The organism is Streptomyces sp. NPDC085937 (assembly GCF_044540535.1).
Lineage (GTDB): Bacteria > Actinomycetota > Actinomycetes > Streptomycetales > Streptomycetaceae > Streptomyces.
Genome location: NZ_JBITSH010000009.1, coordinates 172,257 through 198,578, shown reverse-complemented (window position 1 = coordinate 198,578; position 26,322 = coordinate 172,257). Strand labels below are relative to the sequence as shown.

The following is a 26,322-nucleotide window of genomic DNA, read 5'->3' as shown; positions in this document are numbered from 1 at the left end:
CCGCGGCGGCGGTGGTGCTCAGCCGGAACGTGTGCCTGTACCGACCTCGGTTCGTGACCGTGCGGCCCGGTCCTCCGGGGTGGCCTCCGGGACCGGGTCCTTCGAGCGGCGCTTGGCGATCACCGCGCACACCATCAGCTGCATCTGGTGGAACAGCATCAGCGGCAGCACGGCCAGCGAGGCGTGCGCCCCGAACAGCACGCTCGCCATGGGCAGTCCGGCGGCCAGCGACTTCTTCGACCCGGCGAACTGGATGGCGATCCGGTCCTCCCGGCCGAAGCCGAGCCCCTTGGCTCCGTACCAGGTGAGCGCCAGCATCACGGCGAGCAGCACGGCCTCGACGACGAGCAGTCCGCCGAGCCGGGCGGGGCTCACCTGGCTCCAGACGCCCTGCACCATGCCCTCGCTGAACGCGGTGTAGACGACGAGCAGGATCGAGCCCCGGTCCACCAGTCCCAGCACCTTGCGGTGGCGGGCGACGAAGCCGCCGATCCAGCGGCGCGTGAACTGCCCGGCGAGGAACGGCACCAGCAACTGCAGCACGATCTTCACCACCGAGTCCGCGGAGAAGCCGCCGGCGCCGCCGCCGAGCAGCGCCGCCGCGAGCAGCGGGGTGACGACGATGCCGGCCAGCGAGGAGAAGGATCCGGCGCAGATCGCGGCGGGCACGTTGCCGCGGGCGATCGAGGTGAAGGCGATCGACGACTGGATGGTGGAGGGGACGAGCGTGCAGAACAGCAGCCCCTGGTACAGCGGGTCGGTGAGCAGCACCGGGACCAGTCCGCGGGAGGCCAGGCCCAGCAAGGGGAAGACGGCGAACGTGCAGACCAGCACGGTGAGGTGGAGCCGCCAGTGCTTCAGCCCGTCCAGTGCCTCACGGGTGGAGAGCCGGGCGCCGTAGAGGAAGAAGAGGAACGCGATCGCGGCCGTGGAGGCGCCGGAGGCGATGTCCGCGCCGGTGCCGCGGGCGGGCAGCAGTGCGGCCACACCCACCGTGCCGAGCAGCAGCGTGATGTACGGGTCGATCGGCATCCATCGCGGCCAGTGCGGGCGTTTCACGGTGCTCCACGTGCTCGGGTGTGTGTGCTCGGCGGTGCGGTCGCGGAGGGCGGGTTCCCCCGGCTGCCGGGGACAAGGCGTCCCCGCCCCATCGTGCTCCTCCGTCCCGTGATCGGGAATCCCGTACACCGCACTCACTGTGATCGTGATACGTGATGACGGGGGTAGGCTGCCGGGCATGTACGAGCCGACCCACCTGCGGACCTTCCTGTCCGTGGCCCAGACGCTGAGCTTCACGCAGGCGGCGCGGCGGCTCGGGCTCCGCCAGTCGACCGTGAGCCAGCACGTGCGGCGGCTGGAGGAGGCGACCGGGCGGCTGCTGTTCACCCGGGACACCCACTCCGTGGAGCTGACCGAGGACGGCGAGGCGATGCTCGGCTTCGCGCGGCGCATCCTCGACGTGCACGAGCAGGCGGCGCAGTTCTTCACCGGCACCCGGCTGCGCGGGCGGCTGCGCTTCGGGGCGTCCGAGGACTTCGTGCTGACCCGGCTGCCGGAGATCCTCGAACGGTTCCGGCACGAGCACCCGGAGGTCGACCTGGAACTGACGGTCGAGCTGTCGGGCACCCTGCACGAGCAGCTCGCCGCGGGCCGCCTCGACCTGGTGCTGGCCAAGCGGCGGCCGGAGGATCCGCGCCCGGACCCGCACCGGCTGGTGTGGCAGGACGAACTGGTCTGGATCGGCACGCCGGGCCTGCGCCTCGACCCGCACCGCCCGGTGCCACTGATCGTCTACCCGCCGCCCGGCATCACCCGGGACCTCGCGCTGCGGGCGTTGGAGCGGGAGGGACGGCAGTGGCGCATCGTGTGCAGCAGCGGCAGCCTCAACGGGCTGCTCGCGGCGGCCCGGGCGGGGCTCGGGGTGATGGTGCACGCGCGCGGGCTGATCCCGCCGGGGCTGGTGCGGATGCCGGAGCGGGCGGGGCTGCCGGAGCCGGGCTCGGTGGACTTCGTGGTGGTGCACGGCCGGCGCCGCCCCTCGGCGCAGGGCGCGGCGGACGCGCTGGCGGCGGCGATCCTCGCGGGCGGCGACCGGCTGCACCGCGGCGGGCGGGGGTGACGGTCCGGGTCGTCCGTGCGCTGAGCTGGGTGAGAGCCGTCGCGACGGCCATGGGGCGGTCATGGGGTCGTACAGATTCCGTGGAGATTGCCGCACCGAAACTTACTCCACCGTCAGGAATGTGCCGGACCTCTCCCCATCTGGGAGGTATCTCCTTCACCGGCCGACACCAGGCCGCCTGGTACGCGGCTTTCGACCCGGTTCCGCCCCTCGGACCCGTGGGGTAGCTTTCACCGCGCTGTGCGGGACGACGGTGTTGCCGCACCGGTCCGAGCGCCAGGAAGCGGGGAGCGGGATTGCGCGAGTTCACCAACCCTCCGTTGTCACAGGCGCCCTCGGTGGGCGGTCTGGCCGACGTGGTGTTCCGGTACGCCGAGGAGGAGCCGCTGCGCGTGGCACTCGGCCGCAAGGACGACGACGGCCACTGGCGCGACGTGACCTGTGCCGAGTTCCGTGATGAGGTGCTCGCCCTGGCGAAGGGCCTGCTGGCGGGCGGCATCCGGTTCGGCGACCGGGTCGCGATCATGTCCCGCACCCGCTACGAGTGGACCTTGTTCGACTTCGCGCTGTGGGCGATCGGCGCGCAGGTCGTCCCGGTCTACCCCACGTCCTCCGCCGAGCAGTGCTCGTGGATGCTGCACGACGCGGAGGTGACGGCCGCGATCGTGGAGCACGAGGACCACGCGATGACCATCGCCACGGTCATCGACCGGCTGCCGCGGATGCGCCGGCTGTGGCAGCTCGACGCCGGCGCCGTCCAGGAGCTGTACGACGCGGGGGCGCACCTCGACGACGACGTGGTGCACCGGCACCGCCGGGCGGTCACGCCCGACTCGGTGGCGACGGTCATCTACACCTCGGGCACCACCGGCCGCCCCAAGGGCTGCGCGCTCTCGCACGGCAACTTCATGTACGAGGCGGACACGGTCATCGAGCGCTGGGAGCCGGTGTTCCACTCCCGCCGGGGCGACGAGGCGTCGACGCTGCTGTTCCTGCCGCTCGCGCACGTCTTCGGGCGGATGGTCGAGGTCGCGGCGATTCGCGGCAAGGTGAAGTTCGGCCACCAGCCGCAGCTGAACGCGGCCGCGCTGATGCCCGACCTGGCCGCGTTCAGACCGACGTTCATCCTGGCCGTGCCGTACATCTTCGAGAAGGTGTTCAACGCGGCGCGGCGCAAGGCCGAGCGGGAGGGGCGCGGCGGGCCCTTCGAGAAGGCCGTCGAGGTGGCGGTGCGGTACGCGGACGCGGTGGAGGCGAAGGCCTGGGGCACGGGGCCCGGCCCGTCGGCGTCGCTGCGGATGCAGCACCAGCTCTTCGAGAAGCTCGTCTACACCAAGATCCGCGCCGCGATGGGCGGCAGGATCCGGCACGCCATGTCGGGCGGTTCGGCCATGGACCGCCGGCTCGGCCTGTTCTTCGCGGGCGCGGGCGTGCAGATCTACGAGGGGTACGGGCTGACCGAGTCGACCGCGGCGGCCACCGCCAACCCGCCCGAGCGCACCCGCTACGGCACGGTGGGGCAGCCGATCCCCGGGGTGAGCGTGCACATCGCCGACGACGGCGAGATCTGGCTGCACGGCGGGAACGTCTTCCAGGGCTACCTCAACAACCCCAAGGCCACCGACGAGACGCTGCACGACGGCTGGCTGGCCACGGGCGACCTGGGCGCGCTGGACGAGGACGGCTATCTGACGATCACCGGGCGGAAGAAGGAGATCCTGGTGACGTCCGGCGGCAAGAGCGTCTCGCCGGGGGTGCTGGAGGAACGGGTACGCGACCATCCGCTGGTCAACCAGTGCCTCCTGGTCGGCAACGACCGGCCGTACGTCGCCGCGCTGGTCACCCTCGACCAGGAGGCCGTCGAGCACTGGCTGTCGATGCGCGGCAAGCCGCAGCTCCCCCCGGCCGAACTGGTGCGCGACGCGGACCTGGAGACGGAGGTGCGGCGCGCGGTGGTCGCGGCCAACACCCTGGTCTCGCAGGCCGAGTCGATCCGCACCTTCCGCATCCTCGCGCAGCCGTTCACCGAGGAGCACGGACTGCTCACCCCGTCGCTGAAGCTGAAGCGCAAGGCGATCGAGAAGGCCTACGGGGAAGAGGTCGAGGCGCTCTACCGGGCATGAATTCCGCGGTCAGGAATGCGCGGAGCGTCGTGATCGTTGACGATGGGGGTATCAGCTGACCACAACCTAAGGATCGAGAGCTCGTGAGCAAGGTCCCCCCGATCACCCTGAACAACGGCGTGGAGATGCCCCAGCTGGGCTTCGGCGTCTGGCAGGTACCGGACGCGGAGGCCGAGACGGCCGTGGCGGCGGCACTGGAGGCCGGCTACCGCAGCATCGACACGGCGGCGATCTACGGCAACGAGGAGGGCACCGGAAAGGCCATCGCGCGGTCGGGCGTCCCCCGTGAGGACATCTTCGTCACCACCAAGCTGTGGAACAGCGACCACGGGTACGACTCCACGTTGAAGGCCTTCGACACCTCGCTGGCCAAGCTGGGCCTCGATTACGTCGACCTGTACCTCATCCACTGGCCGACCCCGGCCCGCGACCTGTACGTCGACACGTACAAGGCGTTCGAGAAGCTGCTGTCCGACGGGCGGGCCCGCGCGATCGGCGTGTCCAACTTCCTGCCGGAGCACCTGGAGCGCCTGATCGCGGAGACGTCGGTCGTCCCGGCGGTCAACCAGATCGAGCTGCACCCGCACCTCCAGCAGGCCGCCTCCCGGGAGTACCACGCGGAGCAGGGCATCGCCACCGAGGCCTGGTCCCCGCTGGGCTCCGGCAAGGGCATCCTGGAGATCCCGGCGATCGTGGCCATCGCGCAGAAGCACGGCCGCACCCCCGCGCAGGTGGTGCTGCGCTGGCACCTCCAGCTGGGCAACGTCGTCATCCCCAAGTCGGTGACGCCGTCCCGCATCAAGGAGAACATCGACGTCTTCGGATTCACCCTGGACGCCGAGGACCTCGCGGCGATCAGCGCGCTCAACGAGGACCGGCGGTTGGGTCTCGACCCCGCGGAGTTCAACCAGGCCTGAGGCACAGGCTCCGGTGGCCGGCCCCCGTGGTGACGGGCGGCCGGCCACCGGCGTGTGCGGGGCTGTCGGTTCGGCTTCCCCGACGGCGTGTCCAGGCTGGTCGGTTCAGCTGTCCCACCGGCGTGTGCGGGCCGGTCAGTTCGGCTGTCCCGCCGGCCTGACGACGACGGTGTTGACGTCCACCCCCTCCGGCTGACCGAGGGCCCACACCACCGAGTCGGCGATCTGGCCGGCGGTGAGCAGGTTGCCCGGCGGCAGACCGTCCCCGCCGTCCCAGAACGGGGTCTCCACCCGGCCCGGCGCGATCAGGGTGACCCCGATGCCCCACTCGGTGACCTGCCGCCGGGTGTTCTCGGCGAGCCCGGTCACCGCGTACTTCGTGGCCCCGTACAGATTTCCCGGGGTGGGCACGAACCCGGCGACGCTGCCGATCAGCACGATCCGCCCGCCGCTCTCCCTGAGCGCGTCGACGGACGCCCGGATCAGCAGGGCCGGGCCCAGCACATTGGTCAGCACCATCTCGGTCCACCCGGCGGGATCGCCCTCGGCGACCGTGTCGTGGGTGGCGAACCCGGCGTTGGCGACGACGGTGTCCAGCCGGCCGAACCGCGCGAGCGCGGCGTCGACCGCCGCCCGCACGTCGTCGTACGCCGCCGCGTTCCCGGGGATCATCAACAGCCGCTCCGGATCGCCCAGTTCCTTGGCGAACGTCCGCAGCCGTTCCTCCCCGCGCCCGGTGACGGCGACCCGTTCCCCCGCCTCCAGCAGCCGCCGCGTCACGGCCGCCCCGATCCCGCTCCCGCCACCCGTGACGAGCGTGACGCGCGTGTCGTCGGTCATCTGTCCCCCTTGTGTGTGAGTGCGGGGAAGTCCACCACGTGAAGCGCTTCCCAAGTCAAGCGATCCCTCCCCCGTACCGGGGCGGCCGTACAGGCAAACACGGCTGCTTGTGCGGGAGTCGTGAAGGCGCGACGGCCCGGTCGAGCGCTTCCGCCGGGCGCGGGCCGGAGCGTCCTCGCGGGTCAGCGCACGGTGGTTGACGTTTGCACATTGCAGAAGTCGCCCCGGGCTGCTATCAATTGCGCACGCTCGTCACACGATCTTCACTTCTTCAGAACTCTCCCAGGAGCAGTGCCATGGACTTGGACAAGACGCCTGCCGCGGCCCCGGCCGACCCCGCGACCGGTACCGCGCCCGCGCCCGGGGCGCCGACCGGGTTCGGGCCCGCGCCCGTCGTCCCCGCGGCACCCGTCGTCCCCGTGGCGCCCGTCGTTCCGGCCCCGGTGCCGGGTCACGCCGGCGTCCTGTACCCCGTGCCCAAGGAACTGCGCGTGGGCGCGGGGTCGCGGTTCCTCGCCTACCTGCTCAACGTCGTCCTGATGACCGTCACCCTGGTCGTCGGCTGGCTGGTGTGGGCCATGGTCACCTGGTCCAACGACTCGGCGAATCCCGGCCAGAAGCTCATGGGCCTGACCATCGTGAAGAAGGACACCGGCGCCCGGCTGACGTGGGGCGAGATGTTCGTCCGGAACTTCCTGCTGGGCGGCCTGGTGCTCGGCGTGCTCAGCACCGTCACGGCGGGCATCGTGGGCCTGGTCAACCTGTTCAAGATCTTCGGCAGTGAGAAGCAGAACCTGGTGGACTCCATGGCCGGTACGGTCGTCGTCAGGACCGCCGGCTGAAGCCCGCACCCGCGCGGGAGACGTCGAGGGCGTACCGGTGTGCCGGTACGCCCTCGACGCGTTCCGGTCACACCGGGCGCACCGCCGCGTGGACGGTGTGCGCGGCCAGGACGAACACGTCCGGGCGGTGGTGGACGCTCGCCGGGTCGTCCGGGTCGGTCAGACGGTCCAGGGTCGCGCGGTCGTCGGCGTCCAGGTACTCGCCGAGCAGCTCGCGGGTGCGGGTGAGGGACGTGACCACGTAGGCGCGGGCACGCTCCGGCACCGGGGCCGGCAGGTCCAGGAGGAAGGTGCGCGAGCGGGTGTGGCGCAGTCCCGCCGCGGTGAGCAGCGCGGGCCAGTCCTCCACCTGGGCCACCGCGTCCGGCAGTTCCTCGCGCATCCGTGTGAACCGCTCCTCCTCCACGGCGTCGATCCGTGCCTGGAGTCCGGGGCGCCCGAAGCCGATGTCACGGGGCAGGAATCGGGCGGGCAGCCCGCCCTCCATCACGGCCAGGGTGCCACCGGGAGCGAGGCGTTCGGCGCAGGCCGCGAGCGCCGCGCCCTGGTCGCCGAGGTGGTGCACGCTGCGGCTGGCCCACAGCAGGTCGGCCGGATAGTCCAGCTCGGCCAGCACACCGGGCATGTCGCCGGTCAGGGTGTCGAAGCGGTCGGCGACCCCCAGGCGTCCGGCGCGGGCGCGGGCCCGCTCCAGAAGCGGCTCGGAGCCGTCGACGGCCACGATCCGGGCGCCCGGGAAGGTCTCGGCGAACAGGCCGGAGATCACGCCGGGACCACTGCCGGCGTCCACGACCAGCCCCGGCTCGGTGACCTCCTTGGCCAGCCAGGTCAGGGCCCGCTCGTACAGCGGGGTGAACAGTTCCGCCTGCGACTCCAGCAGCGGTGCCAGCTCGGCCCAGTCGAGGTGTTCGTGGTCGTGCCCGTGCTGCCCGTGCCCGTGCTGCTGGTCATCGTGCCGCCGGTGGTCGTCGTCGTGCCCGGGTGCGTGGTGGTGGTGCGCCATGGTGGTCAGCCTCTCCGCTCGGATGCGGTCAGCGTGCGACGACGCACCGGGAAGGGGCAAACGGTGTTGCCACTCCCGCAAAAGCGGACGGGACGCGGGTCCGCCGGACCCGGGCCCCGCGAAAGGGTCCGGGCCCGGCGGACCGGGGTCAGGCCGTCACGACAGCGGCGGGTAGGCGTTCCGCATCAGCTCCTGGAACTGGGCGGAGAACCAGTGTCCGGAGATCGGGGCGTCGCCGAGCGCCCCCGACATGTTGTTGTCGTTGCGCGGGTTGCCGGTGTACGTGGGGTCGCACATCCGGTCGAAGCCCTTGCCCTCGTCGTTGTCGATGGCCTCGCTCGCGCCGTCGGACTCACCCGGGGGCTTCATCCACACGTAGGCGTCGATACCGGGCTCCGGGGACGCCTGGGGCCGCTCGCCCAGTCCGGCTCCGGCCTGGTTGCACCAGTTGCCCGGGTTGAAGCGGCGGTCGTAGCGGCCACCGTCGACGTAGGTGTCCACGCTGGTCGTCGCGCCGGGCCCGGTGGGCCGGTCCGCCCCGCCCCAGCCGTTGCGGGAGGTGTCGATCAGCATGCCGATGTTCGAGTCGAAGCCGAGCGAGACCAGTTCCTCGCGCAGCGCCTGGGCGTACGACAGCTCGTCGACGTAGCGGTTCCAGCTGACCCACTTCGACTCGCGCACCGACTTGCCGCCCACGCTGTCGCCGATGGAGAAGTGGTCCTCCTCCAGCGCGCTGTAGTTGGCCGTGTTGGCGATGAAGCCGTGCACGTCGGCGACGGTCGCGCCCTCGGCCGTCGCGGCCTGCTTGAACAGCTGGGCGGAGGGGCCGAAGTTGTCGTCCCAGCCCAGCCAGCCGTGGTGGCCGGCGTCCACGTAGTTGTAGACGTTGGGCGCGTCACCCAGCTTGTTGAGGGCGTAGCCAACGCCCTTGATGTAGTTGCCGTTGGACTTCATCACGTCGCAGTTCGGCGTGGCGGTGGCCCGCGGCGACACGTTGGTGACCAGGTTGGGCAGCGAGTCGATCTCGACCGTGGTGACGATCCGCAGCGAGGCGTACTTCGGGTCGGAGAGGATCTCCGCGATCGGGTCGATGTACTCGCTCTTGTAGCGGTCGATCTCCGTCGGGCCCAGCTCGCCGTTGGAGGCGAGGGCGGCGCAGTCGCGGCCCGGCAGGTTGTAGATGACGAGCTGGACGACGAGTTCGCCGGAGCCCTGCTGTTCCAGGGCCTCGTCGAGGTGGTCCCGCAGCCCCATCTTGCCGCCGGCCCCGTTGATGGCGGCGATGCGGTCCAGCCAGACGCCGGTGGGCTGGTCGGCGATGCGGCTGCCGCCCGGCTCGGCGGCCGCGTTCGCGGACCACTCGGGGTTCACGTAGACCTTCGCGCCGTCGTACGGGTTGTCGACGCGGTCACCCGGGTCGGTCGGGTCCGTGGGGTCCGTCGGGTCCGTGGGGTCGGTCGGGTCCGTCGGGCCGCCGGAGTCGACGTTGCAGGTCACGCCGTCGAGGGTGAAGGTGGCGGGCACGGCGTTGGTGCCGCTGTAACTGCCCTGGAAGCCGAAGGTGGCGGAGCCTCCGGTGGCGAGCGTGGCGTTGTACGACTCGTTGGCCGCCGTGACGTTCGCGCCGGACTGGGTGATCCTGGCGTTCCAGCCGCTGGTCACCCTCTGGTTGCCGGCGTACGTCCAGTTCACGGCCCACGACGACTTCGCGGCGCCGTGGTTGGTGACCGTCACGGACGCGGTGAAGCCGGTGTCCCACTGGTTCTGCACCGTGTAGTCGACGGTGCAGGGGACGGCGGCCGCGCCGGCGTCGCCCGGGACGGCGGCGATCGCCGACCCGGTGGCGCCGGCGACCAGCGCCATGGCGGCGAGGAGCGCGGTTCTGGTGCGACTCATTGTGCGGGTTCCTATCCGTAGGGGGCTTTCCTTCGAGGGCGCGCGCGGACGATCGCGCGGCCTGGTGCCTTACGGGGTGGGGGATGCCGTCCCGGATCCGCACGGGCGGGTCCGTGATGCCGGCCGGACGTCTCCGGGCAGCACGACGGCACAGGGATCCCACGGGGATGAGCGCCCCCGCGTCAGGTGCTCCACACGTGCACGGGGGTGGCTAAAAGTACTGAACGCGGGGGGTGGCGCATCGAGCGACTCCTTGCAGCTCGGACGCGTCGTGACGGACGCGTCGACTGATGGAACCGCTCCCACTGGTGCACATGAAGCTAGCGCCAAGTGACGATGAAGAACAGAGGGTGTGCGGACTTTGGCGCTTCCGCGTCCGTCGAATCTTTTCGATTTGCCCCAAGGCTTGACCGGTCATCACCCCGTCTCCACTATGGGAGCGCTCCCACTGGTTCAAGCCTTGACATGTCGAGTCGCAGGAAGGACCAGCACATGCATCCCCCACCCCGCAGACGCGGTGGCGTGCGGCGCCTGTTAGCCGTCGCCGTGACAGCGCTCGCCCTGCCGCTGACGATGCTCTCGACGGGCTCCACCCCCGCCCGTGCGGCGGCCGTCCAGTGCAGCGTGGACTACAAGACGAACGACTGGGGGTCGGGCTTCACGACCGACCTGACGGTCACCAACCGCGGTACCGACGTCATCGACGGCTGGACCCTGACGTACTCCTACACGGGCAACCAGCGCCTGGTGAACGGCTGGAACGGCAGCTGGTCGCAGTCCGGCTCCACCGTCACCGTGAAGAACGCCGGGCACAACGGCCGGATCGCCGCCGGCGGCGCCGTCACGACCGGCGCCCAGTTCTCCTACAGCGGCTCCAACGCGGCGCCCGCCTCCTTCGCGGTCAACGGCACCACCTGCACCGGCACCCACCAGCCGCCCATCGCCGTGCTGACCAGCCCGGAGGCCGGCTCGGTCTTCACCCAGGGCGAGACGGTGCCGCTCGCCGCCACCGCCGCCGCGGCCGACCGGGCCACGGTCACCAAGGTGGAGTTCTACGACGACACCGAACTGCTCGGCACGGACACCTCCGCCCCGTACACGCTGGCGGTCGGCGGACTGGCCGTGGGCGCCCACTCGCTGGTCGCGAAGGCCTACGACAGTCTGGGCGCCTCCGCCTCCTCCACCCCGGTCGGCATCACGGTGGCCTCGGGACCCACCGTGGTCGCGAGCCCTTCCCAACTGGGCGTCCGCCAGGGTGAGTCGGGCACCTTCGAGGTGAAGCTCTCCAAGCAGCCGAGCGCGGACGTGACCGTCACGACGGCCCGGGCGAGCGGCAACACCGGGCTGTCGGTGTCCTCCGGCGCGGCCCTCACCTTCACCCCGTCGAACTGGAACACCGCGCAGAAGGTGACCGTCGCAGCCGACGACTCCGGCACCGGCTCGGCCGTCTTCGAGTCCTCGGCGCCCGGCCACGCCAAGGCCGCGGTCACCGTGACCCAGCTGGGCGCGACCAAGTCGTACGAGGCGCGGTTCCTGGAGCTGTACGACAAGATCACCGACCCGGCGAACGGCTACTTCTCGCCGGAGGGCATCCCGTACCACTCGGTCGAGACGCTGATCGTCGAGGCGCCCGACCACGGTCACGAGACCACCTCGGAGGCGTACAGCTACCTGCTGTGGCTGCAGGCCATGTACGGCAGGATCACCGGGGACTGGACGCGGTTCAACGACGCCTGGGGGACGATGGAGCGGTACGCCATCCCGACCGCCGCGGACCAGCCGACCACCTCCTTCTACGACCCCTCGAAGCCGGCGACGTACGCGCCCGAGCACGACACCCCCGACGAGTACCCGTCGCAGCTCGACTCGAATGTCTCCGTCGGCCGTGACCCGATCGCGGCGGAGCTGAAGTCGGCGTACGGCACCGACAACGTGTACGGCATGCACTGGATCCAGGACGTGGACAACGTCTACGGCTACGGCAACTCGCCCGGGAAGTGCGAGGCCGGACCGTCCGACACCGGCCCGTCCTACATCAACACCTTCCAGCGCGGACCGCAGGAGTCGGTGTGGGAGACCGTCACGCAGCCCACCTGTGACGCCTTCAAGTACGGCGGCACCAACGGCTACCTGGACCTGTTCACCAAGGACGCGTCCTACGCCAAGCAGTGGAAGTTCACCAACGCCCCCGACGCCGACGCGCGCGCGGTGCAGGCGGCGTACTGGGCGGACCTGTGGGCGAAGGAGCAGGGCAAGGGCGGCGAGGTCGCCGGGACCGTCGCCAAGGCCGCCAAGATGGGCGACTACCTGCGCTACGCGATGTACGACAAGTACTTCAAGAAGGTCGGCAACTGCACCAGCACGTCCTGCCCGGCCGGCACCGGCAAGGACGCCTCGCACTACCTGCTCTCCTGGTACTACGCCTGGGGCGGCGCCACCGACACCTCGGCGGGCTGGTCCTGGCGCATCGGCTCCAGCCACGCGCACGGCGGCTACCAGAACCCGCTCGCCGCGTACGCGCTGGCCAACCACGCGCCGCTGAAGCCGAAGTCGGCGACGGGCGCGGAGGACTGGGGCAAGTCGTTCCAGCGCCAGCTGGAGTTCTACCGCTGGCTGCAGTCCGCCGAGGGCGGCATCGCGGGCGGCGCGACGAACAGCTGGGCGGGCCGCTACACCACCCCGCCGTCCGGCACACCGACCTTCTACGGCATGTTCTACGACGAGAAGCCGGTGTACCACGACCCGCCGTCGAACCAGTGGTTCGGCTTCCAGGCGTGGTCGCTGGAGCGGGTGGCCGAGGTGTACCAGCAGACCGGCAACGCGCTCGCCAAGTCGGTGCTCGACAAGTGGGTCGACTGGGCGCTGTCCGAGACCACGGTCAACCCGGACGGGTCGTTCCTCTTCCCGTCCACGCTGAAGTGGTCCGGCAAGCCCGACACCTGGAACGCGTCCTCGCCGGGCGCCAACAACGGGCTGCACGTCGAGGTCGTCGACTACACCAACGACGTCGGTGTGGCCGGCTCCTACGCCAAGATCCTGACGTACTACGCCGCCCGCTCCGGTGACACCGAGGCGGCGGACACGGCGAAGGCGCTGCTGGACGGCATGTGGGAGAACCACCAGGACGACCTCGGCATCGCCGTCCCGGAGACCCGCCGCGACTACGAGCGCTTCGACGACCCGGTGCACGTCCCGTCCGGCTGGACCGGCACCATGCCGAACGGCGACCGGATCGACTCCTCGTCGACGTTCCTGTCCATCCGGTCCTTCTACCAGGACGACCCGGCCTGGTCGAAGATCGAGAGCTATCTGAAGGGCGGTGCCGCGCCGGTCTTCACGTACCACCGGTTCTGGGCCCAGGCGGACATCGCCACGGCCATGGGCGCGTACGCGGAGCTCCTCGAATAGTCCCCGCCGACGCTCCGCGTACCGGCCCCGGCACCTGACGCCGGGGCCACCACCGGGCCGGACGGCCCCCTCACGCACGGGGGGGCCGTCCGGCCCTCGCACGCTCCGGCCCCGGCCCTTCCCCCCCACGAGGACGGACACCCCACCGTGCGAAGAACCACCGCCGGCGAGGGATGACGGGGCCGCCCCCGCCGGCGACCCCGAAGGAGCCCCGATGCACGGACGGATCATCTTCCTGAACGGGACGTCCAGTTCGGGCAAGTCCAGCATCGCGAGGGAACTGCTGCACGTCCTGGACGAGCCGTACTTCCACATGCCCGTGGACGCCTTCCACCGGATGCGGACGAGCCGGGAGATCGACGCCGACCGGCTTCCGGAGGTACTGCACCGGACCTGGCGGGGATACCACCGGGCGGTCGCGGGAATGGCCGCGGCGGGAAACAACGTGGTCGTCGACCATGTGCTGAGTGAGGAGTGGCGACTCGCCGACTGTCTCGCGCTGTTCGACCCGCGAGAGGTGGTTCTGGTCGGCGTGCGGTGCTCCCTGGAGGAGACCGAACGGCGTGAGCGGGAGCGGGGCGACCGTCCGGCGGGGCTCGCTGCCCGGCAGTACGGGCGGGTGCACGCGCACGGCGTGTACGACGTCGAGTGCGACACGACCACGACGAGCCCGGCGGACTGCGCCCGCGCCATCGCCGCGTTCCTGCCCCGCCGCCCCTCCCCCACCGCCTTCGAACAGCTCCGGGAGTCGGTGGGCGCCGTGTCCGGGACAGGGGGCACTACGGTTTGCGGAACGCCTTGAGGGTGAAGACCGGGTCCGGGCGGGGGCGGTTCTGGTCCGGGAGGGCGGAGAGGCGGGTGGCGAAGTCGTCCACGAGGGGGTGGCCGGTCGGGAGGGTGACGAACCAGCCGCGTCGCAGGTCGTGCACGGTGCGGCTGGGACTGCGGCCCTGGCCGTGGCCCCGGAAGCGGGCCTGACCCGCCGGGACCAGTCCGTGCCCCGCCGCCCGGGCCGCGACCGTCGCGGGGTCGTCGGGCACGGGGCTCGGCGGGCGGTCGGCGAGCACGGCGTCGATGTCGCTGCCGACGTTGTGCGAGAGCCCCTTGTGCACGGTGGTGACGTACACCCCGCCAGGGCGCAGCACGCGGGCGCACTCGCGGATGACGGCGCGCACGTCGGCGGGGTCGTTGAGCAGGTGCAGCAGCCACACGCTGACCACCGCGTCGAAGCACGCGTCGCGGAAGGGCAGCCGGCGGCTGTCGGCGCGGACCACGTCCCCGGGCAGCCGGTCCGCCGCCAGCCGGGTCATCGACGCGGAGAGGTCCGCGCCCGTGACCCGCAGCCCGGGGCGGGCGCGCGGGAACAGCCGGGTGACGATGCCGGTGCCGCAGGCCACGTCCAGCAGGCGCCGCGCCTGCCGCGGGACCAGGCTCAGTACGGCCTCGGCGGCCGCCGCCGCGCGGGGTTCCCCGCCGCGCAGGGCGTCGTAGCGTTCCGCTTCCTCGTCGTAGTCCAGCACGCGCCTCAGTGTGCCCCGTGGGCGGGCGCCAAGTCGTCCACCCTGCGGGCGAGCTCGAGGTCCTTCTCGGTGACGGCGCCGCCCGCGCTGTGCGTGTGCACGGACAGGGAGACGGTGTGGTGGCCGAGGGTGAGGTCGGAGTGGTGGTCCAGCTCGTCCTGCACCCGGGCGACATGGACGACCATGGCCGCCGCCGCCATGTGCGAGCTCAGCCGGTAGGCGCGGGTGAGGCGGTCGCCGTCGAGCGTCCAGCCCGGCAGCTCGGCGAGCCGGGCCTCGATCTCCGTCCGGGACAGCGGTTCGACGGGCATGGTCGGTGCTCCTTCGCCGGGGTCGGCTCTCGTTGCCGCGTCCAGGCTGCCACAGAAGCCCCCTCCGTGCCCTGGCCGGACGGCGGGCGCCTCCTCCGCGCGGCGGCTCCTCGGCTACCGTCCTGGCATGACCACCGTCACGTCCGGCATCCCTTCCCGCACCGAGGGCGTGGGTCCGCTGCTGCGCGCCTGGCGGCAGCAGCGGCGGGTCAGCCAGCTGGAGCTGGCCCTGCGCGCCGACTCCTCCGCCCGCCACATCAGCTTCATCGAGACCGGCCGGTCCCGGCCCAGCGAGGAGATGGTGCTGCGGCTCGCCGAGCACCTGGACGTGCCCGTGCGGGAGCGCAACGCGCTGCTGCTGGCAGCCGGTTACGCGCCCCGCTACCCGGAGACCCCGCTGGACGACCCCGCGCTGGAGGTCGTGCGCGCCGGCATCGAGCGGCTGATCGGCGGGTTCGAGCCGTATCCGGCGCTGGTGGTGGACGCGATGTACGACGTCGTGGCGGCCAACCGGGGAGTCCTGGCGCTGTTCGACGGCGTCCCCGAGGCGCTGCTGACGCCGCCGCTGAACGCGGTGCGGCTCACCCTGCACCCGCGGGGGCTGGCGCCGCGGATCCGGAACCTGCGGGAGTGGCGCGGGCATCTGCTGGAACAGATGCGGCGCAACATCGCCCTGCGCCGCTCGGACCGGCTGCGGGCGCTGTACGACGAGGTGGCGGCGTACCCCGTACCGGACACCGCGGGTCCGGAGGAACCGGCCGAGCCGGTGGCGTACTTCGCGCTGCCGATGGTGATCGAGCACCGGGGACGGACGTTGTCGTTCGTGTCGTCCATCTCCACCTTCAACACCCCGATGGACGTGACCGTCGCCGAGCTGGCCGTGGAGACGCTGCTCCCGGCGGACCCGGCGACGGCCGCGTACCTTCAGACCTGGCTGAGCTGACGCGCCCTCAGCGCCCGGTGCTGGAGCAGCGCGAGGCCGCCCACGGCGAGCGCCTGGAGCCCGGTCCACAGCGCACCGGCGGCGGTCGGCGTCAGCCACAGCGCGAGAGCGGCGAAACTGAGGGCCGTCCAGGCGAGGTTGGCCTCGACGACGACCCGCACGCCGGGCGCCGGCGGGTGCGGCCGGGCGGCCAGCAGGCCCACGCCGGCCGCGTAGGCGGCGAGGAACGCGCCGGCTCCGAGCAGCAGGCCGGACCCGACGCCGAAGAAGCGGCCGAGCGGTCCGGACAGGGCGAGGTAGGCGACGGCGTTGGCGCCGGTCACCACGGCGTCGAGGGCCAGGAGGCGGCGCAGCGTCCGCAGCGGTTCCAGGGTGCGGGCGGGCGCGGCGAGCGGGGTCGCGGACACGGGCATCATCCTCCGTCGGGAGCGGTCACCGGATTCGGTGCGTCCACGATCCCGTGCGGGCCGGACCGGGTCGATTACGTGCGGGGTAATGCGGCGCGGGGCGGCGGGACAGGGCGGTCGTCCACGGCACGTGAGAGTCTCTGAGGGACATGACAGGATGAGCGCATGCCCGGGCGCGTTGGGGAGGCGTGGCGTTGAGTGAGCGGCGGGCCGCACCCACCGTGGGCCAGGTGGTCCTGGGACGGCGGCTGTACGAGTTGCGGGAGGCCGCGGGGCTCTCCCGGGAGGAGGCCGCCCGGATCCTGCGGGTGGCGCCGGCGACCGTGCGCCGGATGGAGACCGCCGAGGTCGCCCTGAAGATCCCGTACGTGCAGATGCTGCTGACGGCCTACGGGGTGCCCGACAGCGAGACCGACACGTTCGTCCTGCTCGCCGAGGACGCGAACCGTCCCGGCTGGTGGCAGCGCTACCACGACGTGCTGCCCGAGTGGTTCAGCCTGTACGTGAGCCTGGAGGGCGCCGCCCGGATCATCCGCTCCTACGAGCCGCACTTCGTGCCCGGTCTGCTGCAGACGGAGGACTACGCGCGGGCGGTCCTGGAGGCCGGGACCATCGGCACGGCGGGCCGGGAGGCCGTCGAGCGGCACGTGGCGCTGCGCATGGAACGCCAGCGGCTGCTGGAGCGCCCGGACCCGCCGCACCTGTGGGTGCTGATGGAGGAGACGGTGCTGCGCCGTCCGGTGAGCCCGGACAGCCGGGTGATGCGCGAGCAGCTGGACAAGCTGCTGGAGTACTCCGCACGGGATCGCGTCACGCTCCAGATCGCCGAGTTCGCCGACGGCCCGCACCCGGGGACGTACGCGCCGTTCTCGCTGTTCCGGTTCGCCGAGCCGGAGCTGCCGGACATGGTGTTCACCGAGTACCTGACCGGCGCCCTGTATCTGGACTCCCGCAGGGAGGTCTCGGTGCACCTGGAGGTGCTGGACCACATGACGGCCCGGGCGGCCACGACCCAGCGCACCGAGAAGCTGCTGCGGGAGTGCCGGGAGCGCCTGTGAGGCGCGGGCCCGTTCAGGCCGCGCCGTCCCGCCGCCCGCCGGCGTCCTTGTCGTCGTCGACGATCTCCGCGTCCACCACGCCGTCGTCCTCCTGCGGCGGTGTGCCGGGGCCGGCGGTCTCGCCCTCGGGGGCGGACGCCGTCTGCGCGTACATCGCCTGACCCATCCGCTGGCTGACCGAGGCGAGCTTCTCGACGCCGGTGCGCAGCTCGGCCGTGTCGGGGTTCTCCTGTCCCAGCAACCCCTTGAGCGCGGTGACGGCCTCCTCCACCTCGGCCTTGGTGTCCCCGGGCACCTTGTCGCCGTTCTCCCGCAGGAAGTTCTCGGTCTGGTAGACGAGTTGCTCGGCCTGGTTGCGGGTCTCGGCGGCCTCGCGGCGCCTGCGGTCCTCCTCCGCGTACTGCTCGGCCTCCCGCATCATGCGGTCGATGTCGTCCTTCGGCAGGGCCGAGCCGCCGGTGACGGTCATCTTCTGCTCACGGCCGGTGGCCAGGTCCTTGGCGGAGACGTGCATGATGCCGTTGGCGTCGATGTCGAACCCCACCTCGATCTGCGGGACGCCGCGCGGGGCCGGGGGCAGACCGGTCAGGTCGAAGACGCCGAGCTTCTTGTTGTACGCGGCGATCTCACGCTCGCCCTGGTAGACCTGGATGCCGACCGAGGGCTGGTTGTCCACGGCGGTGGTGAAGATCTCCGAACGGCGGGTGGGGATCGTGGTGTTGCGCTCGATCAGCTTGGTCATGATGCCGCCCTTGGTCTCGATGCCCAGGGACAGCGGCGTGACGTCGAGCAGCAGGACGTCCTTGACGTCGCCGCGGATGACGCCCGCCTGGAGGGCGGCGCCGAGGGCCACCACCTCGTCGGGGTTGACGCCCTTGTGGGGTTCCTTGCCGGTGAGCTCGCGGACCAGGTCGGTGACGGCGGGCATCCGGGTGGAGCCGCCGACGAGGATGACGTGGTCGACGTCGGACAGCCGCACCCCGGCGTCCTTGACGGCCTGGTGGAAGGGCTGCTTGCAGCGGTCCAGCAGGTCCGCGGTGAGCTCCTGGAACTGGGCCCGGGTGAGCTTCTCGTCGAGGTGCAGCGGGCCTTCGGCGGAGGCGGTGATGTAGGGCAGGTTGATCGTGGTCTCGGTGGAGGACGACAGCTCGATCTTGGCCTTCTCGGCGGCCTCCCGCAGTCGCTGCACCGCCATCTTGTCCTGGGCCAGGTCGACGCCGTACTGGCCCTTGAAGCGCTTGGCGAGCCACTCCACGACCCGCTGGTCCCAGTCGTCGCCGCCCAGGTGGGTGTCGCCGTTGGTGGCCTTGACCTCGATGACGCCCTCGCCCATGTCGAGCAGCGACACGTCGAAGGTGCCGCCGCCCAGGTCGAACACCAGGACGGTCTGGTCGTTCTCCTTGTCCAGTCCGTACGCCAGGGCGGCGGCCGTGGGCTCGTTGACGATCCGGAGCACGTTGAGGCCGGCGATCTCGCCCGCCTCCTTGGTGGCCTGGCGCTGGGTGTCGTCGAAGTACGCCGGTACGGTGACGACCGCGTCGGTGACCTCCTCGCCGAGGTAGGACTCGGCGTCCCTGCGGAGCTTCTGCAGCACCCGGGAGGACAGTTCCTGGGCCCGGTAGCGGGTGCCGTCGATGTCGCCCTGCTCGGGGAACCGCCACCCGGCGTCGCCCATGTGCCGTTTGACGGAGCGTGCGGTGCGGTCGACGTTGGTCACCGCCTGCCGCTTGGCGACCTCCCCGACCAGCACGTCGCCGTTCTTCGCGAAGGCCACGACCGAGGGCGTGGTGCGGGCGCCCTCCGCGTTGGCGATGACGGTGGGCTCACCGCCCTCGAGCACGGCGACCACCGAGTTCGTGGTTCCCAGGTCGATTCCGACGGCACGTCCCATCGCTGTCCCCTTCCGCCAGGGCACCTCTTCGGGCTTCCGAACACTTCCAGCACAAAACTTGAGCGGGCTGTTGTCAAGAGTGCCGGTGGGGAGCCGTCAGCGTCCGGTGGGCCCGTCCGGGTGGTCGCGCAGCCGCACGGCGCGGCGGGGACGGTCGGTGACCAGGACGTCCACCCGCGGGTCACGGAGGAAGGCCCGCATCGCCGTGTCCTCGTTGACCGTCCACACCATGGTGAACAGTCCGGCCCGGGCGGCCTCGCGCAGCACGGTGGCGCGGGCCAGCCGCTGGTGCACGGCGACCCCGTGGGCGCCGCAGGCCCGGACGCGGCGCAGGGGCAGCAGTTCGCTGATCCGGGTCCGCACCAGCCGGCGACGGCCGAGGCCCCGGCCGTCGCGGCCCAGGGAGAGCAGGGTGCGCACGCCCGGGCGGGCGGCGGTGACGGCGGCGACCGAGCGGTCCTCCAGGGTCGTGGCGACGAACCCGTCCTCGCCCAGCAGGGCGACCGCGCGGTCGGCCAGCTCCCGCTCGTACCCGGTCTCCTTCAGGTCCAGGTGTGCGACGAGCTTCCCGGCGACCAGCGCCATCACGTCGTCCACGAGCGGCACCGGGTGTCCGGCGCGGGCGTCGAGTTCGGCGCGCGTGAGGGTGGACAGCAGGGGGCCGGTGCCGCCCACCCGGGGGTCGTGGTGGACGACGAGGACCCCGTCGGCGGTGCGCCGGACGTCGAACTCGACGTACTCGGCGCCGGTGGCGAGCGCGTCCTGGTACGCCTCCCAGGTGGCCGGGGCGGCGCGTTCGGTGCCTCCCCGGTGGGCGGAGACGGCGGGGCGTGGCGTCATGGGCGGCGGCTTTCGGTGGCGGACGCGGCGCAGGCCGCCCCGGCGGGGGCGGCCTGCGGTGGCCCGGCGGTACGGACGGTCAGGCGAGCTTCGCCGTCAGGGTGATCTCGGTGCCCTTCAGCGCCTGGCTGACCGGGCAGTTCACCTTGGCGTCCTCGGCGGCGGCGACGAAGCCGGCCTCGTCCAGGCCGGGGACGGTGCCCTCGACGGTGAGGTGGATGCCGGTGATGCCCTGGCCGGGCACGAAGGTGACCTCGGCGTTGGTGGTCAGCCGGGTGGGCGGGTTGCCCGCCTTGTCGAGGCCGTTGGACAGGGCCATCGAGAAGCAGCTGGAGTGCGCGGCGGCGATCAGCTCCTCGGGGCTGGTCTTCCCGTTCGCGTCCTCGGCGCGCGAGGCCCAGGTGACCGGCTGCTCGGGGATGGCACCCGAGGAGTCGAAGGCGACGACCCCGCTGCCCTTGAAGAGGCTGCCTTCCCAGACGGTGTGTGCGGCGCGCGTGGTTGCCATGACGCAGTCCTTTCGAGAAAAGTCCGGCCGGGTGTCCGGCGGTGCTCGGTCCGGACGCCCGTCACCGGGCGTCCTGTCCCATCCGATCACATCACGGCTCAACTCACCCGGAAGACGGGCCCCCTCGGGGTGAAGGGCAGCCGCGCGCCCTGCGGGATCAGGTAGGCGTGCTCGCGCCGGACCCGCAGTACGTCGCACCAGCCGTCGGTGATGACCAGCACGGGCGCGCCGGGCGGGAAGTCGTCGGCGCGCTGGAGGAGGTCGATGCCGGGCTGGAGCACGGTGCCGCCCCGGCCGCGCACCCGCACCCTCCCGGCGATCTCGGCGACCGGCAGGTAGCCCGCGTCGTGCGGTGCCGCGTCGCAGAACACCACGCGGGCGGCCGGCACGTCCCGGGACCCGGCGTAGGAGGCGATCGCGCCGAGCGCCTTGCCGAGCAGCACGCTGTTCATGGAGCCGGAGGTGTCGAGGACGACGCCGAAGGTGCAGCGGGCGACCTCCTCGGGCGGGAACCGGCGGCCCGCGCGCGGGATGTCCGGGGTGGACGCCTGCCGCCGGGAGGGCCGCGCGAACGACCGCAGCGGCTCGGGGCGGGGCACGAACTCGTCGAACCAGCGGGCCAGCCGGGCGTCCCAGGGCAGCGGCGGATGGCTGAGCGTGCGGATCTCCTGGACCAGTCCGGCCGGCAGCAGGCCGCGCTCCTGACGGTCGTGCAGGTCCATGCCCTGGGTGAGACCGCGCCGGTAGAAGCCGTCGAGGTCGACGCAGTCACGGGGCGGGCCGAGCGGGGCGCCGAGCACGTCGCCGAGTCCCTTGCCGCGCGGGGTGGCCAGGCGCCGGGCGCGGCGGTCGTCCACGATGCGGTCGTAGACCTCCTCGGCGGACAGTCCGGCGAGGTCCTTGTCGTACAGCAGGCCCTCGGGGATGGTGCCGACGTCCATCTCCACCAGCCAGCCGTTGACGACGAAGTCGCAGGCGACGTTGAAGAGGAACGGGTCGCGGGGGCCGCAGCGGTCGCCGTGGCGCAGGGCGGCGTGCAGCATCTCGTGCGCCAGCACGAACCGCCACTCCTCGTCCTGCAGGTGCCGCAGCGGGTTGACGTAGATCTCGCCGGCCCCGGCGTCGACGGCGGCGACGGAGATGCCGTGGGCGCGGGCCAGTTCGGCGTCGGCGACCAGGGTCATGCCGGAGGCGATGCCGCCGAGCAGCGGATAGGAGGAGACGAACCAGCTCAGTGCCTTGTGCCAGGGGCGGCGCGGGGCCGGCGCGCCGCCCAGGCTGTCCCGGCGGCCGCCCGCCATGTCCATCGCGGCGGACACCGTGCGGGTGAGCGCCGTGGCGAACGCCAGCTGGTGGTCCGGCGGCTGCCCGTACCAGCCCTGCCACCGCTCCAGGTGCAGGTCCGCCTCGCCGCCCGCGGTGCCGCAGCGCTCGTACACGGCGGGGATCCCGCCGCGCCGCCAGGCGGCGGCGAGCCGCTCCTCGTCGCCGTCGGGGTAGGCGGCGGGCAGGTCCTCGGGCACCTTGCCGACGGGGAAGCCGAGCAGGAAACGGTTGACGACGACGCAGCGGGCGGCCAGCTCGCAGGCGTCCGGCTGGGTGCGGGGCCCCTCGGCGGCCGGGACGTGGCCGAAGCCGAGGTGCAGGACCGCGTGCGCGAGGGCCCACGCCCAGGTCTCCGGGTCGGCCTGCCGGTCGGGGTGGACGTGCAGCACGGCGTCCGAGTCGACGCGCACCAGACCGTCGCGCGGGGCCAGTTCGCAGTCCTCGCGGCGGCAGACGTCGACGTCCACGGCGGCCAGCGCCGGGTTGGCCCGCATGATCGCCAGCCCCGCGGTGAACGCCTCCGCCGCGAGGTCGCGCTTGCGCTGCCCCTTGCCGCCCTTGGGCTGCGGGTTCTTGCCGCGGCCACGGCTCACCGGCGCGCCTCCACCAGCCGGGGCATGTCACGGGCCGCCTCGACGAGGAACCACGACGGCAGCACCGGGTTGCCGTCCGCGTCGGAGGCGATGACGGTCTGCGCGACCTCGACGGAGATCTCGGCGAGCTGCACCAGCAGGCTCTTGGCCCGGTACGCGATCTGCCGGCCGGCCGCCGACATGTGCTCCTTGGACGCGGGCAGCTCCTTCACCAGCCGGCCGCGGAAGGACTCGGCGAGGTAGTAGAGCAGGTCGCGGTCCTCCGGGCGGTGCGGCCAGCGGGCCTCGCCCTTGAGCACGGCGTCGATCCCGAAGCGGCTGCGCACGATCTTCACGTAGCCGCAGAAGGCTGTGGCGTGCGCGGGGGTGAGCGTGCCGTGGGCGAGGACCTTCAGGGTGTCCTCGCCCAGGTCGCGGCCGAAGGAGTGCAGCGCGTCGGAGAGCATGTGCCAGGAGCGGGGTGTGGAGAACGGCTCCTCGGTCTTGGGCGGCTTGGACCACAGGTGGTCGGGACGGTCGGTGAGGTGGTCGGTGATCCACGGGTGGATGCCGTTGTCCGCCGCCCACACCAGCCAGTCCTTCGGGGACGCCTCCAGGTGGACGTGGGTGAGCCGGTTGACCAGCGCGGAGGCGATGGGCCGGGCGAGGGCGTTGTCGGTGGAGCGGTTGCCGGCGCCGATCACGACGGAGCCCTTGGGCAGTTCGTAGTCGCCGATGCGGCGGTCGAGGATCAGCGAGTAGAACGCCTTCTGCACGTCCGGGGTGGCCGCGTTCAGCTCGTCCAGGAACAGGCAGTACGGCTCGTCGCGGGCGATCGCCTCCGGCGGGCAGAACACCGAGCGGCCGTCACGGATCTGCGGCACGCCGATCAGGTCCTCGGGGGCCAGCTGGGTGCCCAGCAGGCTCACGCACTCCAGCCCGAGGCTCTCGGCGAACTCCCTCACCAGGGAGGACTTGCCGATGCCGGGCGCGCCCCAGAGGAACACCGGCCGCACGGTGGCGAGGCCGAGCAGCAGCTCCGGGACACGGGCGGGGGTGACGGTGACGGCTGCCTGCACGCAGGAACTCCCTCTTCGCGCCTCGACGGGCGCGGTTGCGGCGGGGTGGACGGTTCACCGTCGAGGTTCTCAACCGGGGGGTGTGTCCGTCACCCGAATATTCGCCCGTGACGCCCGTCGCCATCGCTCAGGCCGCTCGTCCGGTGTGGTCCGGCAGGGGGCGGTGGTCCGCCTCTTCCGCCTCGGTCAGCCAGCGGCGCAGGACGTGGTGGACCTGTTCGGCGCCGGTCAGCTCCGTGCCCTCGGGGACCGGGGCGGACAGGACCAGCGGGGACAGCAGGAAGGGCCGGGACTGGGCGCCGCCGAGGCCGCCGTGGGAGCCGATCTGCTCCTCGAACGCGAGCACCTCGCCGTCCGCGGGGTCGTGGAAGGAGTTGACCATGATGTCGGCGGTGTGCGGGAAGGTGTGGGTGCGGCGCACGACGTCGGCCGCGCCGGGCCCGAAGGCCGCCAGCGGGCCGGGGTTGTCGTCCAGCTCGTCCAGCGGGATCTCCGCGCCGTACGCACCGAGCACCACCCCGCCGTGGCGTTCGCTGCGCACCAGCAGGAAGCCGACGCCCGGGTGGTTGGCGAGGGTCGGCAGCAGCGCCGGGTGGCGGGCGTCGATCTCCTCCTTGGTCATCCGGTGCGGCACGTCGGGGAAGGACACCAGGCCCAGGTTCCCGGAGGCCAGCACGACCGGCTCCGAGCCGCGCGAGGGACGGTACTGCTCGGTGCCCTCCTCGACGGGCCTGCGCAGCGCCGCGCGGACCGCCGCGCGGGCCTCCGCGCCGCTGTGGGTGCGCCGGGCGCGGCGCGGCACGGGCAGGCCGCAGCCGGCCCGCACCAGGTCGCCGAGGGTCAGGCCGTAGCGGGAACGGAAGGTCTCGCCGGGGCTCTGCCCGTGGTCGGACAGCACCACGATGCGGTACGGGCGGGGCGCGTGCTCGGCGACGTTCGCGATCAGCGCGAGGGCGCGGTCCAGGCGCTGGAGGACCTTGTCGGTGTCCCGGCTCGTGGGCCCGGAGTGATGGGCGACCTCGTCGTAGGCGACGAGGTCGGCGTAGACGGCGCTGCGGCCGGCCAGCAGGTCGCCCGTCACGGCGGCCACCACGACGTCGCGTTCGACGACGGTGGCGAAGGCCCGCACCAGGGGGTAGAGCCCGCCGCGCGAGACGCGCGGGCGCTGCGCGCGCACGCGGGCCCGCACGGACTGGCCGATCTCCCGGCCCACCTCGGCGACGAAGGAGAGCGCGGTGCGCACGGCGTTGGCGGGGTCGGAGAAGTAGGCGAAGTAGCCCGCGCGGGAGCGGGCCGCCGGTCCCCTGCGGCGGGTGGCGATGGACAGCACCAGCGCCTGCTCGTCGGCCCCGCCGCTGAACAGGTTGCCCCGGCTGGCGCCGCCGTGCGCGAGCAGACCGGCGTGGCCGGAGTGCTCGATGGCGCGCGCCTGGAGCTCGGCGGCGCTGGTGGGCCGGTTGCACACCATCACCTCGCGGCGGGCCTTCTCGTACCAGCGGAAGGCGGGCACGTCGAAGTTGCTGCCGTGCAGGATGCCGAGCTGGCTGGCGCCGGTCTGGCTGGACCAGTCGGTGCGCCAGGGGGTGAGGCGGTGGCTGGGGCGGTCGCCGCCGGTGCCGAGCCAGCGGGCGACGGTGGGCATCAGCCCCTTGTCGACGGCGGACAGCAGGACGTCGTGGCCGACGCCGTCGAGCTGCACGAACACCGTGCCGGGGGTCGCCGGGCAGGGCGGGGTGGAGCGCCGTCTTCGGTCCGCGAGCCGGTACAGGCGGCGGCGGTAGGCGTCGTCGTCACGGACGGCGAGGGCACCGCCGGTGGCCGAGGCGACGGCGGACATCACGGCGGCGACCACGACAGCCGTCTCCGGGGCGGCGGAGCCCCGTTCGACGGGGTTGACGCGCAGCGCCACCCAGAGCAGGGCGCCGTTGAGGAAGAACACCAGCAGGCCGAGGACGAGGGCGGGCACCAGCAGCAGCAGCCGCACGAGCAGGGGCCAGACCAGGGCGGACAGCAGACCGAAGGCGCCGGCCCCGAGCGCGGCGGTGACCGCGATGTCGGTGGCGCTGCTGCCGTCGGCCGAGCGCAGCCGGAAGTCCGGCAGGATGCCCGCGAGGGCCAGCATGGTGAGCGTGGAGACCACCCACACCGTGACACTCCGACCGATCTGACTGGCGACCCGTCGCCATCGCCCGCCACCCACGCCCCGTACACCTCACGTTCCGGTTCTCTGGACCGCGTCCACCCTGTCACAACGTCCTGATGAGGCGTTTCGTCCCCCCTGGTACGCGGTCCCAGGCGCCTCAGCGGCCGTCGTAACCGGCGGTCGGCATGGACAGCCGGCGGTGCACCCGGGCCTTCATCGCCGCGTCGTACGACGGCTCCGCGCGGCCCACCGTCTCCACCCGTACCCCGCGCCGCGCGCACTCGGCGGTGAACTCCGCCACGGACGACAGCGCGCGCTCCAGCACACGCAGGCTGGGCGCCACGAACAGGTCGGTGCCGGGGCGTACCCCGTCCCACAGCAGGCAGTGGTCGGGGCGCAGACCGTGCACGAGGAGTTCGCGGGCCACCACGTAGCCGTGCTCGGCGGCCCAGCGCGCGCACATGGTGTGCTGCCCGCGGGAGTCCACCAGGAACGGATCGGCGTCCAGTTCCTCCAGCGGCGTCAGGCTCGCGATGGTGGTGACCCGCACCGGCGCCATGGTGTCCCCCTCACCTC

At 72.3% G+C, this 26,322-nt stretch carries 22 protein-coding genes; 8 read left to right on the top strand and 14 right to left on the bottom strand.

Annotated elements, in window-relative coordinates; genetic code table 11:
• Window positions 1–18: 18 nt before the first annotated feature.
• Entirely contained in the window at window positions 19–1,032 is a 1,014-nt protein-coding gene (locus ACIF8S_RS20600; RefSeq protein ID WP_400000792.1) for a bile acid:sodium symporter family protein, read from the bottom strand.
• A gap of 205 nt (window positions 1,033–1,237) precedes the next feature.
• On the opposite strand from ACIF8S_RS20600, the gene ACIF8S_RS20595 reads away from it, so the two are divergent.
• From ACIF8S_RS20595 to ACIF8S_RS20585, 3 genes are all read left to right on the top strand, one after another.
• Complete coding sequence (locus tag ACIF8S_RS20595; RefSeq protein WP_400000639.1) at window positions 1,238–2,119, top strand: LysR family transcriptional regulator; 882 nt, start codon at window positions 1,238–1,240, stop codon at window positions 2,117–2,119.
• Between the two features lie 296 nt (window positions 2,120–2,415).
• Window positions 2,416–4,242: an AMP-dependent synthetase/ligase gene (locus ACIF8S_RS20590; RefSeq protein ID WP_400000637.1), complete on the top strand. Its 1,827-nt coding sequence runs from the start codon at window positions 2,416–2,418 to the stop codon at window positions 4,240–4,242.
• 125 nt (window positions 4,243–4,367) lie between these two features.
• Window positions 4,368–5,159, top strand: coding sequence for an aldo/keto reductase (locus tag ACIF8S_RS20585; protein WP_349800420.1), 792 nt, complete (start codon window positions 4,368–4,370; stop codon window positions 5,157–5,159).
• 135 nt (window positions 5,160–5,294) lie between these two features.
• Here ACIF8S_RS20585 and ACIF8S_RS20580 read toward each other — a convergent pair whose 3' ends face one another.
• Entirely contained in the window at window positions 5,295–5,999 is a 705-nt protein-coding gene (locus ACIF8S_RS20580) for an SDR family oxidoreductase (RefSeq protein ID WP_400000635.1), read from the bottom strand.
• A gap of 296 nt (window positions 6,000–6,295) precedes the next feature.
• Between ACIF8S_RS20580 and ACIF8S_RS20575 the strand changes: the two genes are divergently transcribed.
• Window positions 6,296–6,841 carry an RDD family protein gene (locus ACIF8S_RS20575; protein ID WP_400000633.1) on the top strand — a complete coding sequence of 182 codons (546 nt, stop codon included), beginning with the start codon at window positions 6,296–6,298 and terminating at the stop codon, window positions 6,839–6,841.
• 67 nt (window positions 6,842–6,908) lie between these two features.
• Here ACIF8S_RS20575 and ACIF8S_RS20570 read toward each other — a convergent pair whose 3' ends face one another.
• Together ACIF8S_RS20570 and ACIF8S_RS20565 are read right to left on the bottom strand one after the other, a co-directional pair.
• Window positions 6,909–7,844, bottom strand: coding sequence for a class I SAM-dependent methyltransferase (locus ACIF8S_RS20570; RefSeq protein WP_400000632.1), 936 nt, complete (start codon window positions 7,842–7,844; stop codon window positions 6,909–6,911).
• Window positions 7,845–8,000: 156 nt separating this feature from the next.
• Complete coding sequence (locus tag ACIF8S_RS20565; protein ID WP_400000630.1) at window positions 8,001–9,740, bottom strand: glycoside hydrolase family 6 protein; 1,740 nt, start codon at window positions 9,738–9,740, stop codon at window positions 8,001–8,003.
• Window positions 9,741–10,232: 492 nt separating this feature from the next.
• On the opposite strand from ACIF8S_RS20565, the gene ACIF8S_RS20560 reads away from it, so the two are divergent.
• Together ACIF8S_RS20560 and ACIF8S_RS20555 are read left to right on the top strand one after the other, a co-directional pair.
• Window positions 10,233–13,148 carry a glycoside hydrolase family 48 protein gene (locus tag ACIF8S_RS20560; RefSeq protein WP_400000628.1) on the top strand — a complete coding sequence of 972 codons (2,916 nt, stop codon included), beginning with the start codon at window positions 10,233–10,235 and terminating at the stop codon, window positions 13,146–13,148.
• A 214-nt stretch (window positions 13,149–13,362) separates the two neighbouring features.
• Window positions 13,363–13,950, top strand: coding sequence for a chloramphenicol phosphotransferase CPT family protein (locus ACIF8S_RS20555; protein WP_400000626.1), 588 nt, complete (start codon window positions 13,363–13,365; stop codon window positions 13,948–13,950).
• On the opposite strand, the gene ACIF8S_RS20550 is transcribed toward ACIF8S_RS20555, so the two are convergent.
• Window positions 13,928–14,668, bottom strand: a complete 741-nt coding sequence (locus tag ACIF8S_RS20550; RefSeq protein ID WP_400000624.1) for a class I SAM-dependent methyltransferase — start codon at window positions 14,666–14,668, stop codon at window positions 13,928–13,930. The two genes, ACIF8S_RS20555 and ACIF8S_RS20550, sit on opposite strands and share 23 nt — an antisense overlap.
• Window positions 14,669–14,673: 5 nt before the next feature.
• Window positions 14,674–14,979, bottom strand: coding sequence for a 4a-hydroxytetrahydrobiopterin dehydratase (locus ACIF8S_RS20545; protein ID WP_400000622.1), 306 nt, complete (start codon window positions 14,977–14,979; stop codon window positions 14,674–14,676).
• Between the two features lie 127 nt (window positions 14,980–15,106).
• Here ACIF8S_RS20545 and ACIF8S_RS20540 point away from each other — a divergent pair, with 127 nt between their 5' ends.
• Window positions 15,107–15,922 (top strand): helix-turn-helix domain-containing protein, encoded by an 816-nt coding sequence (locus ACIF8S_RS20540; protein WP_400000620.1) that lies wholly within the window; start codon window positions 15,107–15,109, stop codon window positions 15,920–15,922.
• Here ACIF8S_RS20540 and ACIF8S_RS20535 read toward each other — a convergent pair.
• Window positions 15,904–16,329 carry a hypothetical protein gene (locus tag ACIF8S_RS20535; RefSeq protein WP_400000619.1) on the bottom strand — a complete coding sequence of 142 codons (426 nt, stop codon included), beginning with the start codon at window positions 16,327–16,329 and terminating at the stop codon, window positions 15,904–15,906. The two genes, ACIF8S_RS20540 and ACIF8S_RS20535, sit on opposite strands and share 19 nt — an antisense overlap.
• A gap of 194 nt (window positions 16,330–16,523) precedes the next feature.
• On the opposite strand from ACIF8S_RS20535, the gene ACIF8S_RS20530 reads away from it, so the two are divergent.
• Window positions 16,524–17,387 (top strand): helix-turn-helix domain-containing protein, encoded by an 864-nt coding sequence (locus ACIF8S_RS20530; protein WP_400000617.1) that lies wholly within the window; start codon window positions 16,524–16,526, stop codon window positions 17,385–17,387.
• A 13-nt stretch (window positions 17,388–17,400) separates the two neighbouring features.
• On the opposite strand, the gene dnaK is transcribed toward ACIF8S_RS20530, so the two are convergent.
• The 7 genes from dnaK to ACIF8S_RS20495 form a co-directional block, all read right to left on the bottom strand.
• Window positions 17,401–19,278 (bottom strand): molecular chaperone DnaK, encoded by a 1,878-nt coding sequence (gene dnaK / locus ACIF8S_RS20525; protein ID WP_400000615.1) that lies wholly within the window; start codon window positions 19,276–19,278, stop codon window positions 17,401–17,403.
• Between the two features lie 96 nt (window positions 19,279–19,374).
• A complete protein-coding gene (locus ACIF8S_RS20520) occupies window positions 19,375–20,118 on the bottom strand; it encodes a glycerophosphodiester phosphodiesterase family protein (protein ID WP_400000613.1) in 744 nt (247 codons plus the stop codon).
• Window positions 20,119–20,197: 79 nt separating this feature from the next.
• Window positions 20,198–20,626: an OsmC family protein gene (locus ACIF8S_RS20515; RefSeq protein WP_024883822.1), complete on the bottom strand. Its 429-nt coding sequence runs from the start codon at window positions 20,624–20,626 to the stop codon at window positions 20,198–20,200.
• Between the two features lie 98 nt (window positions 20,627–20,724).
• A complete protein-coding gene (locus ACIF8S_RS20510) occupies window positions 20,725–22,545 on the bottom strand; it encodes a hypothetical protein (RefSeq protein WP_400000611.1) in 1,821 nt (606 codons plus the stop codon).
• Window positions 22,542–23,603, bottom strand: coding sequence for an ATP-binding protein (locus ACIF8S_RS20505; RefSeq protein ID WP_400000610.1), 1,062 nt, complete (start codon window positions 23,601–23,603; stop codon window positions 22,542–22,544). Before ACIF8S_RS20505 ends, ACIF8S_RS20510 begins: the two co-directional genes overlap by 4 nt.
• 127 nt (window positions 23,604–23,730) lie before the next feature.
• Window positions 23,731–25,803: a phage holin family protein gene (locus ACIF8S_RS20500; RefSeq protein ID WP_400000608.1), complete on the bottom strand. Its 2,073-nt coding sequence runs from the start codon at window positions 25,801–25,803 to the stop codon at window positions 23,731–23,733.
• Between the two features lie 100 nt (window positions 25,804–25,903).
• Complete coding sequence (locus ACIF8S_RS20495; RefSeq protein WP_349800184.1) at window positions 25,904–26,305, bottom strand: hypothetical protein; 402 nt, start codon at window positions 26,303–26,305, stop codon at window positions 25,904–25,906.
• Window positions 26,306–26,322: the final 17 nt, after the last annotated feature.